The sequence below is a fragment of the Enterobacter sp. BIDMC 30 genome, assembly GCF_000534355.1.
Classification (GTDB): Bacteria; Pseudomonadota; Gammaproteobacteria; order Enterobacterales; family Enterobacteriaceae; genus Enterobacter; species Enterobacter ludwigii.
Genome location: NZ_KI973169.1, coordinates 3858098 through 3874640, shown reverse-complemented (window position 1 = coordinate 3874640; position 16543 = coordinate 3858098). Strand labels below are relative to the sequence as shown.

Here is a 16543-nt window from a genome sequence, read left to right as displayed (position 1 = left end):
TAAGACAACGTCCCCCAGCGTACAGGAGACGTGTCGTTCAGGCATCTTATTATTTGCCAATCATGGTGGACATGGTCTGGGCGATAAACTGTGCTCTGGCACCGAAAATCACCTGAATACCGTTATCACCGACGAACACTACGCCGCGGGCGCCAAGGCCGTTCAGACCGTCCTTATCAACCGCTTCACTTTTTGCCACTTCCAGGCGCAGACGGGTGATGCAGGAGCCGACGGAGTCGATGTTGTGCGCGCCGCCCAGCAGGTTGATGATCTCTGTGGCGAGTTCTGAATCTGACTTATCGTCCGCACTGGCGGTCACTTCTGTACGGCCCGGCGTTTTCACGTCGAAACGACGGATCACAAAGCGGAACGTGAAGTAGTAAATCAGGCCCATCGGAATGCCGATAATAATGGCGTTAAGGAAGTTAGTTTTGTAGCCGTTAAATGACGGCAGGATCCCGAACGACAGGTAGTCGATAAAGCCCGCAGAGAACGACTTGGCGATATGCGCATGCAGCAGATACATGGTCATGTACGCCAGACCGGCCATGATGGCGTTAAAGACGTACAGAATAGGGGCGACGAAGATAAAGGTAAATTCAACCGGCTCGGTGATCCCCGTCAGGAAACAGGTGAGCGCCGCAGAGAACAAAATACCGGCCGCGATTTTCTTATTTTTGGTGTGTGCTTCGTGGTACATCGCCAGGCACGCCGCAGGCAGCGCGAACAGCATCAGCGGGAATTCACCCTGCATGAACTTACCGGCGTTCTGGTAGCTGTCGCTGCTGAAGGATTTGACCCCTTCTTCCAGCATCTTGAACCAGATGGTCTGGTCGCCGTGAATCACCTGACCGGCCTGGGTGGTGTAATCCCCAAACGAATACCAGAAAGAGGGATACCAGATGTGGTGCAGGCCGAGCGGGATCAGCGCGCGTTCCACCAGACCGAAGATAAAGGTCGAGGCTGCCTGATTATCGCCATTAACCACCACGGAGAGCGCATCGATGCCCGCCTGGATATGCTGCCAGACATACGGCAACAGCAGGCCGAGCAGGAAAGAGAGAAACGCTGTCGCAATCGCCACAAAGCGTTTCCCGGAGAAGAACCCGAGGAACTCTGGCAGCTGCAGGGTGTGGAAACGGTTATAGCACCAGGCGGCGAGAATCCCGCAGATCAGGCCGCCGAAGACGCCCATCTGCAACGTCGGGATGCCGACCACCATCGCGTATTTGCCGCCCTGTGACGCCATTTCCGGCGTGATGCTCAAGACGGTGCTGATGGTGATGTTGGTGACAAACACCGAGACCGCCGCCGAGAGCGCGGCAATGCCGGACTCGGATGCCAGCCCCACGGCGGAACCAATGGCAAACAGCATCGGCAGGTTATCAAAGATAACCCCGCCCGCGTTCATCATCAGCGGCAGGTGAAACTTATCGCCAAAGGCCAGCAGCAGGCCCGCAGCGGGAAGCAGTGAAATTGGCAGCATTAACGCGCGACCAATCATCGATAATTTAGAGAGCGATTTAACAAACCCTGATATCAGACTCATGCTGATTTCCCCCGAGTAGCGCTTTTTTTGGCGCTGTTATTGTAAGTAGAACGTTTTAGTAGAACGTTCTACTTATCGTGGGGAAAGAGTGAAAAACGCGCAACAGAATTTTCACTTTTCAACAGATGAAATAATGATTATTTGAAGTCGATCGATAATTAACCGCGATGGGTGTGGGGGAATGTGGGTTCCCTCTCCCGACGGGAGAGGGGGGAGAGCATCAGGCGGTCACCGTCACGGTTTGCCCTTCAAAGCTCACGGTCTGACCCGCGACAATTTTGCAGCGCTTGCGGGTTTCCACTGCGCCGTCCACCTTAACAAGCCCATCGGCAATGGCGATTTTGGCCTGTGCGCCGCTTTCGGTCCAGCCTTCCAGCTTCAGCAGATCGCACAGCTCAACGTGCGGGTGTTTACCTAATGAAAATGTGGCCATCTTACGCGTCCTCTACGTCGTGGTACTCTTCGCATGCCTGCAAAGTATTCTGAATCAGTGTGGCAACGGTCATCGGGCCTACGCCGCCCGGAACTGGGGTAATGTAAGAGGCGCGAGCCGCAGCATCTTCGTAAACCACGTCACCAACCACTTTCCCGTTTTCCAGACGGTTAATACCGACGTCCACAACGATCGCGCCTTCTTTAATCCATTCACCCGGAATAAAGCCCGGCTTCCCGACCGCCACGATCAGCAGATCGGCGTTTTCTACGTGATGACGCAGATTTTTGGTGAAGCGGTGGGTCACGGTGGTGGTGCAGCCAGCGAGCAGCAGCTCCATGCTCATCGGACGGCCGACAATGTTTGATGCGCCAATGACCACGGCGTTCAGACCGTAGGTATCGATGTTATAACGCTCCAGCAGCGTAACGATACCGCGCGGCGTGCACGGACGCAGACGCGGGGCGCGCTGGCACAGACGGCCCACGTTGTACGGGTGGAAACCATCAACGTCTTTGTCGGGGGCGATACGTTCCAGCACCTTCACGTTGTCGATGCCGGCTGGCAGCGGCAGCTGAACCAGAATACCGTCGATCGCGTTGTCGGCATTCAGGGTATCAATAAGTTCCAGCAGCTCTGCTTCGCTGGTGGTTTCCGGCAAATCGTAAGAGCGGGAGACGAACCCCACCTCTTCACACGCTTTGCGTTTGCTGCCGACATAAATCTGCGATGCCGGGTTGCTGCCGACCAGCACAACGGCCAGCCCGGGGGCGCGTTTTCCGGCAGCTTTACGCGCCTTCACTTTTTCCGCGACCTCAGAGCGCACCTGCTGCGCAATCGTTTTACCGTCAATAATCTTTGCTGCCATCAGAGAGAAGATTCCGTCTGTAACGTTTGAAAGGGGGGATTGCCTGTATTTTGTCAGAAGCGAGCGCCGCTGTCAGTCACCCTTTGCGAGTTTTCATCAGGAGGCCGTAAAAACCCTTCTGAGGGGATGGTCAATTTCTTAGGCAGGATTAGGATGTGACCTGGCGAAATGACAGCGTTTTGACATATTTTAAAATACATTCATGAGCTACTTTGTCTCCTCCGAAATAAGCTTTCAATTAATCAATTGAACGTATTTCTTATTCCCGATTATTCGCGGGAAGGGTTATTTACATTTTAAAGGAATAGACATGAAACTCAGCAACATTGCTTCTACTGTTATTGCTACTCTGGCCCTGGTTGCGGGTGCCGCAAATGCAGCAGATCCAGCCACTCCGGTTACCGTAAATGGCGGTACCGTACACTTTAAAGGTGAACTGGTTAATGCTGCATGTTCAGTAAATACTGATTCTTCCGAGCAGACGGTTAACCTGGGCCAATACCGTACCGCGAAGTTCACGAAAGTGGGTGACACCACCTCTAATATTCCGTTCACCATTGAACTGAATGATTGTGACCCGCTGGTTGCGAAAACGGCCGCAGTTGCGTTCACCGGTCAGATCGACGCAACCGACAAAACCCTGCTGGCGGTAACCTCTGGTAACAACGACAACTCCGCGAAGGGCGTGGGCATCGAGATCCTCGACAGCAAATCCACCACCCTGACTCCAGATGGTTCAACCTTCTCTGCCGCGCAGAACCTGATTGAAGGGACTAACACCCTGAACTTCACCGCGCGTTACAAATCAACGGCTGCGACCACCGAGCCAGGCCAGGCAAACGCTGACGCCACTTTCGTAATGAAATACGAGTAATTCCTCCGCACAGGGATGTTCAGGCCTCAGGGAAGAGGCCGTCATACGCTAAGGCCAGGAACGAAGGATGACAAGGACCGGAACACTACTGCTGTTAACCCTTGCGATGGCCTGCCAGGCCTCAGCACATACCGTGGTGATCGACGGCGGCAAAGTTCATCTCAGAGGTGAGCTGGTGAACGGCGGCTGCGCCGTGGCACCCGACAGCCAGAACATGCGCATCGAAATGGGGCAGTACCGAACCAATTCATTTTCCGGTGTGGGCAGTTTTTCCACGGTCAATGTGCCCTTCACCGTGCGGCTGCTGGATTGCAGCGTGGATGTCTCGCGCACCGTAGGCATCCAGTTTCAGGGCGTTACGCCAGCAGAAGATCCGCAGGTTTTTCTGGCGACATCGCGGCCAGGTGAATCACCGATAAGCAGCGGCGTCGGGCTGGCTCTTTTTGACGAACAACAACGTCAGATTATCCCGAACGCAACGGCCGTCAGCTGGTTGCCGGTGAATACCAGTGAGCTTGCGTTTCATTTTAGCGCCCGCTATCGGGCTATTTCCGAACACCTCGTGCCAGGCAATATTCAGTCGGATGTCTGGTTTACGTTGATTTATCCATAACACCTGCGAACACATTATTAAAGGTACGGTTGTGATGAATACCCTAATTAAACCAGGACTGTTTTTATCGTTAATTTTAATGATGGTTTCTGCATGCGCAAATGCTTCCGGCGGTATTGCGCTGGGGGCCACCCGCGTTATTTATCCGGCAGATGCAAAGCAAACTTCGCTGGCGATCACCAACAGCAATAAACAAGAGCGCTATTTAATCAACGCGTGGATCGAAAATGCGAACGGGCAAAAAGAAAAAACCTTTGCCGTGACCCCGCCGCTGTTTGTCAGCGAGCCGGACAGCGAAAACACGCTGCGCATTATTTATGCCGGGCCCGCGCTGCCTGCCGATCGTGAATCGCTCTTCTACATGAACGTGAAAGCGATCCCGTCCGTGAACAAAGCGAAAACGGAAAATAATAACGTGCTGCAGCTGGCTATCCTGTCGCGGATCAAGCTGTTTGTCCGCCCGACAAATTTGCCGATGCAGCCGGAAGAGGCGCTCTCGCAGCTGCGTTTTGAGCGCGTCGGCAACCACCTCAAAGTCAGTAACGCTTCGCCGTATTACATCACGCTGGTCAATATGAAGCTGGGCGGACAGACGCTGGATAACCTGATGGTTGCGCCTAAAAACTCGGCGCAGCAGGTACTGCCAGCCGCCGCAAGCGGTACGCTCTCCTGGCAGAGCGTGAATGACTACGGTGCCATTACGCCGGCGCGTAGCGTCAACCTGTGAGCAGAGTCAGGGCGATGAATAATCACCAGGGACGTTACTGCCCGGTCGCACTGGCGCTGATGGCAGCGCTCTGGCCACAGGCTGGCTGGAGCGAAAGCTACTTTAACCCGGCCTTCTTGTCCGATGACACCGCCAACGTGGCGGATTTATCGCGTTTTGAACAAGGTCACCAGCAGGCGCCTGGCGTTTATCGCGTGGATATCTGGCGTAACGATGAGTTTATCGCGACGCAGGATGTTCGCTTCGAGCAGGCCGACAATACACCGCCGGTTGCCGGTGGGCTGTCGCCGTGCATTACGCGCGTGATGCTGGAGCGTTTTGGCGTCAATATCGCGGCCTTTCCTGAGCTGGTTAACGTGAAAGGGGAGACCTGTATTCCCCTGGCGAAGGCTATTCCCGGCAGTGAGATCGCGTTCAACTTCGCCTCGCTGCGCCTGAATATCAGCCTGCCACAGGTGGCGATGCAGAACAGCGCACGCGGCTACATTCCGCCCGATCAATGGGATGAAGGGATCCCTGCCGCGCTGGTGAACTACAGCTTTACCGGCAACCGCGGGAGCGAGGACGACAGCTATTATCTGAACCTGCAGAGCGGGCTGAACTATGGCGCGTGGCGTTTACGCAATAATGGCGCATGGCGTTACACGCAGAATAACGGGCAGCGGCACAGCAACTGGCAGAATATTGGCACCTGGGCGCAGCGCACCGTGATCCCGCTGAAAAGCGAGCTGGTGCTGGGCGACAGCAATACCGGTAATGACGTTTTCGATAGCGTGGGTTTTCGCGGCGGGCGGCTCTTCTCGTCTGACAGCATGTACCCGGACAGCCTGCAGGGCTACGCGCCAACCGTTCGCGGCATCGCCCGAACGCCCGCCAAAGTGGTCGTTCGACAAAACGGCTACGTTATCTATCAAAGCTATGTACAGCCTGGCGCCTTTGCCATCACCGATCTTAACCCAACCTCGTCAAGCGGTGACCTTGAGGTGACGGTTGAAGAGAAGGATGGCAGCCAGCAGCGCTATACCGTGCCGTATTCCACCGTGCCCCTCCTGCAGCGCGAAGGGCGCTGGAAGTATGACCTGGTGGCCGGGGATTACCGCAGCGGCAACAGCGAACAGGATACGCCATTCTTCACGCAGGGTACGTTGATTACCGGGCTTGGCGACGGCTACACGCTGTACGGCGGTACCCAGCTGGCGTCACGTTATACCGCGGTGGCTATCGGGGCCGGGAAAAACCTCGGTGACTGGGGGGCAGTGTCGCTCGATATCACCCATGCCCGCAGCCAGCTTGCGGATGACAGCCGCCATGAAGGGCAGTCGCTGCGTTTCCTCTATGCAAAATCGCTTAACGGATTCGGAACCAACTTCCAGCTGCTGGGCTACCGCTACTCCACAAAAGGGTTCTACACCCTGGACGATGTCGCGTGGCGTTCGATGGAAGGCTACCAGTATGCCGACAACCAGGATGATGACGGTGTGCCGGATGTGGAGAGTTATCACAACCTGACGTGGAATAAAAAAGGGCGCTTCCAGCTCAATATTTCCCAGTCGCTGGGAGATTACGGCTCGGTCTATATCTCCGGTAGCGAACAGACGTACTGGGGCACCAATGAGTCCAACCTCTGGTATCAGCTGGGGTACGCGGGCGGCGTGAAGGGCGTCAACTACTCCGTGTCCTGGTCATGGAACAAATCCGTCGGGATAGACGGCACGGACCGAATCGCGTCGTTTAACGTCTCCGTACCGTTCAGCCTCTTTACCCGCCAGGGTTTTCGTCGGGACAGCGCCATTGACCGCGCCTATGCCACGGCGTCAGCCAGCCGTAACAGTGATGGCGACACAAGCTGGCAAACCGGGGTCAGTGGGACGTTGCTGGAAGATCGCAACCTGAACTACAGCGTGACCCAGGGCCACACCAGCAATAACGGCTCAAGCGGAAGCGCCAGCGCGAACTGGCAGGCAACCTACGGCACGCTGGGGGTTGGCTACAACTACGCACGCGACCAGCACGATCTCAACTGGCAGCTCTCCGGCGGCGTGGTCGGCCATGCGGATGGCGTAACCTTCAGCCAGCCGCTGGGTGATACCAACGTTCTGATCAAAGCGCCGGGAGCATCGGGCGTGAGCGTGGAAAACCAGACCGGTGTGAAAACCGACTGGCGTGGCTATGCGGTGATGCCGTATGCCACCGTCTACCGCTATAACCGCGTGGCGCTGGATACCAACACCATGAGCAATAACACCGATATCGAAAATAACGTGAGCAGCGTGGTGCCGACAAAAGGGGCGCTGGTGCGCGCCAGCTTTGATACCCGTATTGGCGTGCGCGCCCTGCTGACCGTCACGCGCGGCAACCAGCCTGTGCCATTCGGTGCCGTGGTGCGTGAAACCCAGAGCGGCGTCACCAGTATGGTGGGCGATGACGGACAGATTTACCTGAGCGGCCTGCCGCTGGAAGGTGAACTGCTGATCCAGTGGGGCAACGGGATGCAATCCCAGTGTCGTGCGCACTACAGCTTGCCAGAAAAGAGCCTGCAACAGGCAATCACACTTAAGGGGATTCGCTGTGAGTAAAATCCATTGCCTGGCTTTATCACTTCTCTCTATTTTGCCCGTGGGGAATGCCTTAGCCACCGTGTGTGTGAATGAAAAGGGCGTCCCTACGGAGGTGCATTACGACCTGACGGATAAATTTAACAGTTCGAATAACCAGATCGGACAGGTGGTGACGCTCAGCGAGAAATCGCAGTGGGTGGGGGTGAATGCCGTCTGCCCGAAGGGTACCACCGGGAACACGACCAAACGTAGTTATGTTACCGATTACCCGGTCACGGGAACAAGTGATGGCTATCAGTACCTGAAGCTAAACGACTATCTGGATGGGGCAATGAAAATTACGGACAGCTTTGCTGGCGTATTTTATCCGCCCAAAAGTTACATCCAGATGGGGAGTCACCCGAACGTCTCTAAAAACAAACCGTTTGGCGTTCAGGATTCCAGCCTCGTCTTTCGCCTCAAAGTGACCCGAAGGTTTATTAATATGGTGGTGATCCCGCGGGCGACCATGTTCCGCGTCTATGTCACCACTACCTCTTCTGATCCGTTAACCTCGCCGGTCTACACCATCAGCTACAGCGGGACCATTCAGGTGCCGCAAAGCTGCGCCATCAATGCGGGGAATATCGTGGAGTTTGACTTCGGCGATATCGGTGCCTCCCTGTTCAGCAAGGCCGGGGCGGGTAACAAACCGGAGGGGGTAACCGCGCAAAGCAAAACCATCGCCATCAAATGCACCAACGTGGAAGCGAACGCAATGCTGACGATGCGCGTTGAGGCAGAAAAGGTCTCCAGCAACGCGGTGGTGTCGGATAACCCCGATGTGGGGTTTGTGATTGCCAACGAAAGCGGTACCCCGCTAACGCCCAACAACCTGACCAGCAAAATCCCGTTCCGTCTCGACGACAGCGCGCAGGCGCAGGTGGGGATCCGGGTCTGGCCGGTCAGCGTGACGGGGAATAAGCCTGCGGAAGGCCGTTTCACGTCACGGGGTTATCTGCGTGTGGATTACGATTAAGGGGAAGAGATGCGGAACCGGAACTGGCATTTCGCCGCAATGACACTGATGATGCTTCACGCCAGCGCGCAGGCAGCCACTGCGCTGGGGGAGATCAATATTCAGATGTACGGCAACATTGTTGATTTTACCTGTGTGGCCGAGGGCAGCGATAGCGACAAGACCGTCACGCTGGGAACCTGGCCCACGAAACAGCTCAGCACCACGGGAAGCCGCACGCAGCCCATGCCGTTTACGCTGAAGCTGACCGGCTGTCCGCCTGGTGCGGCGTCCATCACGTTTTCGGGTAAAGCCGACGGAAGCAATAACGGGTTACTGGCGCTCAATGACGCCAGTACGGCAAGCAACGTTGCCGTCGAGATCAGGGATGCGGATAAAACGCGTCTGGCACTTCAGGAGGCCAGCCAGCCGGTAGCGGTTGATGCGCAGGGAAATGCGACATTGTCATTTTATGCCAATTATATTGCCACTGCTGATAACCCTCAGCCTGGACGGGCTGATGCTGATGCCACCTTCATGATTAATTATAATTAGCGCTGACCGCACTCCCTGCAGCTCGGATAAGCTGCAGGGAGTGAATTCAGGTTATAGCAGTTCGTGTGCTTTGGCATAATCAATTAATTCAACGATGCTTTGCACACCCAGCTTGGAATAAATATTGGATTTATGTGCGCTGATGGTTTTGTTGCTTAATAGCAACTGCTCTGCAATCTCCTTATTGGATAAACCATTTGCCAGGTAACGTAATACCGTCACCTCACGATTCGATAATGGCATATCCGCGACCATCCCTTTCCCCGAACCCAAATGGTTTATAAAATTCAACGTTTCCGACGGGAAAAAAGAATAGCCCATCAGGATCATTTCAACGGCGTTGTAGATCTCGCCCAAATCTTTTCGTTTACTGACAAAACCATTTGCCCCGGCGCGAATGGCGCGTCCCGCGTAAAAAGACTCGGATTTTGAAGAGAGGAACAGGACCTTGATGTCTTTATTTAAGTTTCTGATTCTCTTCAGTAAAGCGAAGCCATCTGTGCCCGTAAGTTCGATGTCCAGGATCACCAGATCGATAGGGTGGTTACGGATACAGTCAAGGACTTCATGGCTGTCGCCAGACTTGAGTTTGACTGTGATGTTTTTATTTTTCTGTAGCAGGACTTCTATCGACATTCTGACGATAGGGTGTTCGTCCATAATGATAACGGATGCCGGTTTCATTTTTAATGCCTCAGACTGTTAAAAGCGTTATGCCGAGTTTGGTTAAAACTCTCGAAATGCCGGAAGGATAAATGTGCAGATCCTTATACCGTAGTATTTCCCTGGAAAGAGCGAAAGCATCCTTGTTAACGTAGTGAAGAAATCTATGCCTCAGCGCGGTCATCTCATTTGGCTGGTGTTGGCAAAAAGGTTTTTCTTATTCATATTTGATACGCGTCTTATTATACCGTGTAAGTTTTTTCCGAAAACCCTGTAAATTACCCCTCGCTTATTACTTTGTATTATCTTCTGGATCCGAATAGCTATTTTTTTAAAATTAGATTAAATATCCTGTTATCCCATTTACCGCATCTTTTGATCTTTATGTAATAACAAAAAATGACATATCACACTGTATGTTGATCAAATGTTAACAAATCGACGGCCGTTTTCAGGGGCTGAAAGCGGGAACGGATGGTGAAAAAGTGTTCACAGAGGGCACCAGACCTTCGTTTGAAAGTGATCGGGTCGTCGCCGGAAAGGGCACCCGTCGTACAGCAGAACATACTACAGACTTCGCTTTTGACTGCCAGGCAGTCTCGCCGAGCCGCTTGTTTTTACATCATTATCGTCTTATTAACTCCTTTATCAAACACTTAACGCACGGAGGAAAGTGCTGCAGATTATTCATTCTGTGACATTTCACATGGTTTAAGCCCGTAAATTAGGAATAGTTATAAAATTGAAATTATTGTTAAAATTTAACAAATAAGTAACATGATTGATAAGTAAATTCCTAAAGGTCTTTAGGAAATAAGGGCTTAGTGGGTGGGTTAGAAGGTGCAGTCTGAGAGGTTATTGAGAAGGTGCAGCAGTTCCTGGCGATGGGTCAGACCCAGTTTCAACAGAATGCAGCTGAGACGATAGATAATGCGGCTATAGGGGCGATTCTGCATCAACGCTATCTGGCGAAGGGTCTTCCCCCGCGATAACTCCTGCAAAATAGGCCATTCGGTGCGGGAGAACCAGTCTTTATCGCAGCCCTGGGGAGGGCTGGTATCCATCAGGCTGTGCTGGAAAGCAGACGGCGTCAGTTGACGTTCGAGCACGTGAAAAGGGCCCGCCGCTTTGCAGAACAGGCGAGTATCGTAATTATCCGCCCTGACTAACAGATAGGGCGTCAGAAAAGGGGGATAGAGGCTATGCCTTCTGAGCTGATCCAGCTTGTCGATCAGCGCAGTGGAGCGGCTTTCAATATCCACCACCAGGCGGGCGGAAGGCCACTGGGCCAGGGCGCTAAACGCATCCTCCAGCGTGGGATAGTCGCAACAGCTGCTCAGGGGGAATTGGCCGTTGAGAAAACCGGTGCGTAGAAAATGATCCTCCGTCACCAGAATGATAAACGGAGCGTCTGTTTTGCGGGGCTGGCTGATGGACTGACTCAAAAATTCGAGCCGGTCGAAGAAGGGGGGAGCAAAAGGCGAGTGCGTAAATCCCAGTGCATCACTTCCTGTACGCCGCCGCCGGTAACGGCGCACTGTCATTCGCATGGCCTCCCCCCTGGAAATGGCTTTTTAATCCTCCGGCCATGTCCAGGACGGCCAGTAATAGCCCTGGCCGAGTTCTGCGCCTGCCTGCAGTGCCCAGGTACAATCCTGCTCAGTCTCAATACCTTCAATAAGCACTTTCCCGGCAAGCTGAAAGCACCGGGACACCAGTTGCCGTAGCGCGGGCGTGGCGCGTAGACGCCAGAATGCATCCTTATCGATTTTTACGCCGCTTAACGGTAACCGGCAGGATAAAAAGGGCGGGATGAGTGTTTCATCAATGTCATCCAGCCAGATACCGTGACCTTGTCTTATGAGCTGCAACAGGCTCCGGGTAACGGTCTGCCTCTGCGCGGCTGACAGCGTTAAAAAAGCACTGGGGTCGACAAGTTCAATATTCAGCGGCGGACATTTTATCCGGCTAAGCCGCTGAAAAGCGTCGGGCTCTGTCAGGACGGTTATCGGCAGATTAATGAAAAAATTATTACAGTGCGGGGTATTTTTTAACGCGGTGAGCTGTACTTCAAGCAGCGTTATCGACCAGTCTGCAGACTGATGGCGGAAAAAGGCTTCGCTATGCTGCGTTTCAGACAGGACGCTAAGGACCTCCACGCCGACCCTGCGTAAAGAGGAGAGGGCGACGATGGGCTCAAGTTTGATGCCGACGATGTCCTGAGAAAGGTACTGTAACCGGGGGGGCGTATAGGTCAGGTTTTGCGCTGTCACTCCATGGTCCTGTTGTCTGTCAGCCTCCAGGCGGCCGGGATACCTCACACTAGTGTGACGAGCTGACGCTCAGGAAAACAGCAGGCGTTACTTAAATGCAACTAAGCCTTTTCGCAGCGCGAAATTCTACGACGGAAAAGCGATGAATGTTGAAAAAACAGCCGTATTTACAATCGGCTAGCGGTAATTGCCCCTGAAAGCCGAAAAGGCATTGACTCACCTGTCATTGACCGTATAATTCCAGGCGTTTCACCACCGCGAAGTTCACTCTTCTCAGTGCGCCCTTAGCTCAGTTGGATAGAGCAACGGCCTTCTAAGCCGTAGGTCGTAGGTTCGAATCCTACAGGGCGTGCCATTTACTGCCTTCACCCTTTTTCGCTTCCACTCTCCCGTTTTACGCTAAATACACGTTTATGCCGATCTCATTCTGTCGATTAAATAATCGGGAAATAAATAGAACGCTAATGAATATTTGTTATTTTTCCAGCCTAAGGCTTTCTTAATCTTTATTTCATCCATTTTTATAATCTGGATTTTTATCATATTTATCCGCTGTATAAGAATATTTTACACTTTTACGACTAAACTTGATTGATACTAATTATCATTAGCGTTTTTGTATGCTTTAATCCTGTCCCACAACGCTATGCGTGGTAAATCACCCTGGTCTATAAAGGATATGTTCATGAATTCTCGCCTGTTGTCATGCTTCTCGCTTGCCTTGTTGTCTTCATCTCTTTTCCTTTCCACACAAGCACTTGCCGCTGATAACAACGAAGGTATCGTTGTTTATAACGCGCAGCATGAAAATCTGGTGAAGGCGTGGGTTGACGGTTTTACCAAAGAAACAGGTATTAAGGTGACGCTGCGTAATGGCGATGACAGCGAGCTGGGTAACCAGCTGGTTCAGGAAGGCACGGCATCACCTGCAGACGTGTTTCTGACGGAAAACTCGCCATCAATGGTTCTGGTGGATAATGCCAAACTGTTCGCGCCACTGGATGCAGAGACCCTGAAGCAGGTGCCTGCGGAATTTCGTCCTGCGCACGGCCGCTGGATCGGGATTGCTGCGCGTAGCACGGTGTTTGTCTATAACCCGGAAAAATTGAGCGAACAGCAATTGCCAACATCGCTGATGGATCTGGCGAAACCTGAGTGGAAAGGCCGCTGGGCGGCATCGCCGTCAGGCGCGGATTTCCAGGCGATCGTAAGTGCGATGCTGGCCCTGAAAGGCGAGCAGGCCACCCTTGAGTGGCTGAAGGCGATGAAAACCAATTTTGTGGCCTACAAAGGTAACAGCACCGTGATGAAAGCCGTTAATGCCGGCCAGATTGATGGCGGTGTGATTTATCACTACTACCGTTTTGTCGATCAGTCCAAAACGGGTGAAAACAGCAAAAACACCCAACTCTACTACTTCAAACATCAGGATCCGGGTGCCTTTGTCAGCCTTTCCGGCGGTGGCGTACTGGCGTCCAGCAAACACAAAGAACAGGCTCAGGCATTCATCAAGTGGATCACCGGCAAAGAAGGTCAGGAGAGCCTGCGCACCAATAACGCGTTTGAATATGCGGTTGGCGTGAACGCGGCCTCTAACCCGAAACTGGTTCCGCTGAAAGATCTGGATGCGCCGAAAGTGGAACCTTCAACGCTTAACAGCAAAAAAGTTATCGAGCTGATGACGCAAGCCGGCCTGCTGTGATCCTGAGAGTTAAGTGAACGCCTTATGTCTGGTCTGAGTCTCGACATCGGAAAAAACAGGATGCAGGAGCCTGCCCGCAGGCGACCTGCGCTGCCGATGGTTGCGTTAGCTGTCTTATTTTCATTAATGGCGCTTCTGCCTCTGGGTTTTATCATTGCCATTGGCATTGAGACGGGCTGGGAGACCATTAAGACGCTGGTGTTCCGCCCGCGTGTTGCTGAACTGCTCAGCAACACGCTGTGGCTGACGGCCTTAGCGGTTCCGCTTTGTATTGTGACCGGCGTGGCGATAGCCTGGCTCACGGAGCGTACCCGGCTGGCCGGGCGGGGAATATGGTCTGCGCTGGCGGTCGCCCCGCTGGCAATCCCCGCGTTTGTACAAAGCTATGCCTGGGTGAGCGTCGTCCCCTCCCTGCACGGTCTTTCCGCGGGAGTATTTCTCTCTGTTTTAGCCTACTACCCGTTTATCTACATGCCGGTTGCCGCGGTACTGCGCCGCCTCGACCCGACGCTTGAAGATGTGGCCGCGTCGCTCGGCACGCCGCCGTGGCGGGTCTTTTTCCGCGTAGTGTTGCCGCAGCTCAAGCTTGCTATCTGCGGCGGGGCGCTGCTGGTCGCGCTGCACCTGCTGGCGGAATACGGCCTGTACGTGATGATCCGCTTTGATACGTTCACCACCGCGATTTATGACCAGTTTCAGTCTACCTTCAGCGGCCCGGCAGCCAATATGCTGGCGGGTGTGCTGGCCTTATGCTGTCTGGCCATCTTAATGCTGGAAGGGGTGACGCGCGGAAAAGCACGCTATGCGCGCATCGGCGGCGGGGCCGCACGTGAACAGAAACGCTGGCCGCTGAAGCCGGTCGCGGCCACGCTGGGCCAGCTGTTTTTCCTCACGCTGATCGTGCTGGCGCTGGGCGTACCGTTAATTGTGCTCTGTCGCTGGGTCTGGCTGGGCGGTATTGAGAACTGGATGAGCGCGGACCTCTGGCACTCCCTGCGCCAGACGCTCATGCTCGGCGTGGGTGGGGCACTGCTGACCACGGCCTGCGTGATCCCCATTGCGTGGCTTGGTATCCGTTATCCGCACCGCGTCTTCCGGATGCTGGAAGGGTGTATCTACATCACCAGCTCGCTGCCGGGGATTGTGACCGCTCTCGCGCTGGTAACGGTGACGATTCATTACGCCCGTCCCATTTATCAGACGGAAATTACGCTGTTCCTCGCCTATCTGTTGATGTTTATGCCCCGCGCGCTCATCAACCTGCGGGCCGGGATTGCACAGGCGCCGGTAGAGCTGGAAAACGTGGCGCGTAGCCTTGGCAGCACGCCTGCGAAGGCGCTGTGGAGCGTCACCATGCGGCTGGCCGCGCCGGGTGCCGCCGCGGGGGCTGCGCTTGTTTTTCTCGGCGTCAGCAACGAACTGACCGCCACGCTGCTGCTCTCTCCGCTGGGAACACGCACGCTTTCCACCGGTTTCTGGGCGCTGACCAGTGAGATCGATTATGTTGCCGCCGCGCCGTACGCGATGCTGATGATCCTGATTTCACTCCCGCTGACCGCCATCCTCTACGTGCAGTCGAAAAAAATTGCAGGACTATGACATGCTTGAATTGACGTCCATTTCTAAATCCTTTTCCGGTGTGCAGGTGCTCGACAGCTTAAACCTGAGCGTTGCGCCGGGGAGCCGGACGGCGATAGTCGGGCCGTCCGGGTCAGGGAAAACGACGCTGCTGCGCATTCTTGCCGGCTTTGAAACGCCGGACGCCGGGCGGATAGTGATGCAGGGCCGAACGCTGTTTGACGAAAACAGCTTCGTTCCCGCCCATCTGCGCGGCATCGGCTTTGTTCCCCAGGAGGGGGCGTTATTCCCGCATCTCAGCGTTGCAGACAACATTGCCTGGGGGCTGGACGGCACGCGCCACGAAAAGCGCCAGCGCGTAGAGGCGCTGATGGAGATGGTGTCGCTGGACAGGCAGCTCGCGACCCACTGGCCGCATGAGATTTCTGGCGGACAGCAGCAGCGTGTGGCGCTCGCCCGCGCGCTGGCTCAGCGTCCTTCATTGATGCTGCTGGATGAGCCGTTCTCGGCGCTCGATACCGGTCTTCGCGCCATGACCCGCAAAGCGACCGCTGACCTGCTGGCGGAAGCGGGCGTTGCCTCGATTCTGGTGACGCACGATCAAAACGAAGCGTTATCTTTTGCCACCCAGGTGGCAGTAATGCGTTCCGGGCGCTTTACCCAGGTGGGTACCCCGTATGACGTCTACACTCAGCCTGTTGATGAAGAGACCGCGCTGTTTCTGGGCGACGCGGTGATCCTGCCCGCTCAGCTTACCGCCGGCCATGCGGTGTGCGCGCTGGGTGAGATACCCACCAACAATACGCATGCCACCGGGCAGGGCCGGGTCATGATGCGCCCTGAACAACTGCGCGTGACGGCGTGCGCGCGGCATGAAAGCCCGGTGTCGATAATTGATGTCGATTTTACCGGTCATTTGTCCACGCTCACCCTGGCGTTTGCCGGGCAGCAGGAGCCTGTTGTTCTGAAGACTGTAAGCCAGCCAGGCTGGAATCCGGGTACGGCTGTGCGTATTGATGTTGCGGGAACCGCCCGCGTTTTATCGTTCTCCTGCCGCGCCTGAAAGACCGTCCCGGAAACGGGGCGGTTATGCCACGCTATCCCGTCCATACGTCCTCCTGCTTTCCCACGCCTGTTAACCGATTTTCTCACG

General features: G+C 54.6%; 15 protein-coding genes and 1 tRNA gene. 10 read left to right on the top strand and 6 right to left on the bottom strand.

The window, feature by feature from the left end; translation table 11 throughout:
• Window positions 1-49: 49 nt before the first annotated feature.
• The 3 genes from L466_RS04185 to folD all read right to left on the bottom strand — a co-directional run bounded on the left by L466_RS04185 (window position 50) and on the right by folD (window position 2850).
• Window positions 50-1549 carry a PTS transporter subunit EIIC gene (locus L466_RS04185; RefSeq protein WP_014168943.1) on the bottom strand — a complete coding sequence of 500 codons (1500 nt, stop codon included), beginning with the start codon at window positions 1547-1549 and terminating at the stop codon, window positions 50-52.
• A gap of 220 nt (window positions 1550-1769) precedes the next feature.
• On the bottom strand, window positions 1770-1982 hold the full coding sequence (gene ybcJ / locus L466_RS04190; RefSeq protein WP_014168944.1) for a ribosome-associated protein YbcJ: 213 nt from the start codon (window positions 1980-1982) through the stop codon (window positions 1770-1772).
• Window position 1983: 1 nt separating this feature from the next.
• Entirely contained in the window at window positions 1984-2850 is an 867-nt protein-coding gene (gene folD, locus L466_RS04195; protein WP_014168945.1) for a bifunctional methylenetetrahydrofolate dehydrogenase/methenyltetrahydrofolate cyclohydrolase FolD, read from the bottom strand.
• A gap of 310 nt (window positions 2851-3160) precedes the next feature.
• On the opposite strand from folD, the gene fimA reads away from it, so the two are divergent.
• The 6 genes from fimA to sfmF all read left to right on the top strand — a co-directional run bounded on the left by fimA (window position 3161) and on the right by sfmF (window position 9174).
• Complete coding sequence (gene fimA, locus L466_RS04200) at window positions 3161-3724, top strand: type 1 fimbrial major subunit FimA (RefSeq protein ID WP_014168946.1); 564 nt, start codon at window positions 3161-3163, stop codon at window positions 3722-3724.
• A gap of 67 nt (window positions 3725-3791) precedes the next feature.
• Window positions 3792-4337, top strand: a complete 546-nt coding sequence (fimI, locus tag L466_RS04205; RefSeq protein WP_020885157.1) for a type 1 fimbrial protein subunit FimI — start codon at window positions 3792-3794, stop codon at window positions 4335-4337.
• A gap of 34 nt (window positions 4338-4371) precedes the next feature.
• On the top strand, window positions 4372-5064 hold the full coding sequence (gene fimC / locus L466_RS04210) for a type 1 fimbria chaperone FimC (protein WP_020885156.1): 693 nt from the start codon (window positions 4372-4374) through the stop codon (window positions 5062-5064).
• A 14-nt stretch (window positions 5065-5078) separates the two neighbouring features.
• Complete coding sequence (locus tag L466_RS04215) at window positions 5079-7640, top strand: fimbrial biogenesis usher protein (protein ID WP_032681531.1); 2562 nt, start codon at window positions 5079-5081, stop codon at window positions 7638-7640.
• Window positions 7633-8640: a type 1 fimbria D-mannose specific adhesin FimH gene (gene fimH, locus L466_RS04220; RefSeq protein ID WP_020885154.1), complete on the top strand. Its 1008-nt coding sequence runs from the start codon at window positions 7633-7635 to the stop codon at window positions 8638-8640. The genes L466_RS04215 and fimH overlap by 8 nt, the downstream gene beginning before the upstream one ends.
• Before the next feature lie 9 nt (window positions 8641-8649).
• Window positions 8650-9174 carry a fimbria assembly protein gene (gene sfmF, locus L466_RS04225; protein WP_032681530.1) on the top strand — a complete coding sequence of 175 codons (525 nt, stop codon included), beginning with the start codon at window positions 8650-8652 and terminating at the stop codon, window positions 9172-9174.
• 51 nt (window positions 9175-9225) lie between these two features.
• Here sfmF and fimZ read toward each other — a convergent pair whose 3' ends face one another.
• The 3 genes from fimZ to L466_RS04240 all read right to left on the bottom strand — a co-directional run bounded on the left by fimZ (window position 9226) and on the right by L466_RS04240 (window position 12110).
• Window positions 9226-9858, bottom strand: a complete 633-nt coding sequence (fimZ, locus tag L466_RS04230; RefSeq protein ID WP_014168952.1) for a fimbria biosynthesis transcriptional regulator FimZ — start codon at window positions 9856-9858, stop codon at window positions 9226-9228.
• A gap of 812 nt (window positions 9859-10670) precedes the next feature.
• Window positions 10671-11387 carry a helix-turn-helix transcriptional regulator gene (locus L466_RS04235; protein ID WP_014168953.1) on the bottom strand — a complete coding sequence of 239 codons (717 nt, stop codon included), beginning with the start codon at window positions 11385-11387 and terminating at the stop codon, window positions 10671-10673.
• Window positions 11388-11411: 24 nt separating this feature from the next.
• Window positions 11412-12110, bottom strand: a complete 699-nt coding sequence (locus tag L466_RS04240; protein WP_032681528.1) for an EAL domain-containing protein — start codon at window positions 12108-12110, stop codon at window positions 11412-11414.
• Window positions 12111-12388: 278 nt separating this feature from the next.
• Between L466_RS04240 and L466_RS04245 the strand changes: the two genes are divergently transcribed.
• The 4 genes from L466_RS04245 to L466_RS04260 all read left to right on the top strand — a co-directional run bounded on the left by L466_RS04245 (window position 12389) and on the right by L466_RS04260 (window position 16453).
• A tRNA-Arg gene (locus L466_RS04245) sits at window positions 12389-12465 on the top strand.
• Between the two features lie 330 nt (window positions 12466-12795).
• Entirely contained in the window at window positions 12796-13812 is a 1017-nt protein-coding gene (locus L466_RS04250) for an iron ABC transporter substrate-binding protein (RefSeq protein WP_032677574.1), read from the top strand.
• A gap of 24 nt (window positions 13813-13836) precedes the next feature.
• Entirely contained in the window at window positions 13837-15411 is a 1575-nt protein-coding gene (locus tag L466_RS04255) for an ABC transporter permease (RefSeq protein WP_014168956.1), read from the top strand.
• Between the two features lies 1 nt (window position 15412).
• Window positions 15413-16453 (top strand): ABC transporter ATP-binding protein, encoded by a 1041-nt coding sequence (locus tag L466_RS04260; RefSeq protein ID WP_032681527.1) that lies wholly within the window; start codon window positions 15413-15415, stop codon window positions 16451-16453.
• Window positions 16454-16543: the final 90 nt, after the last annotated feature.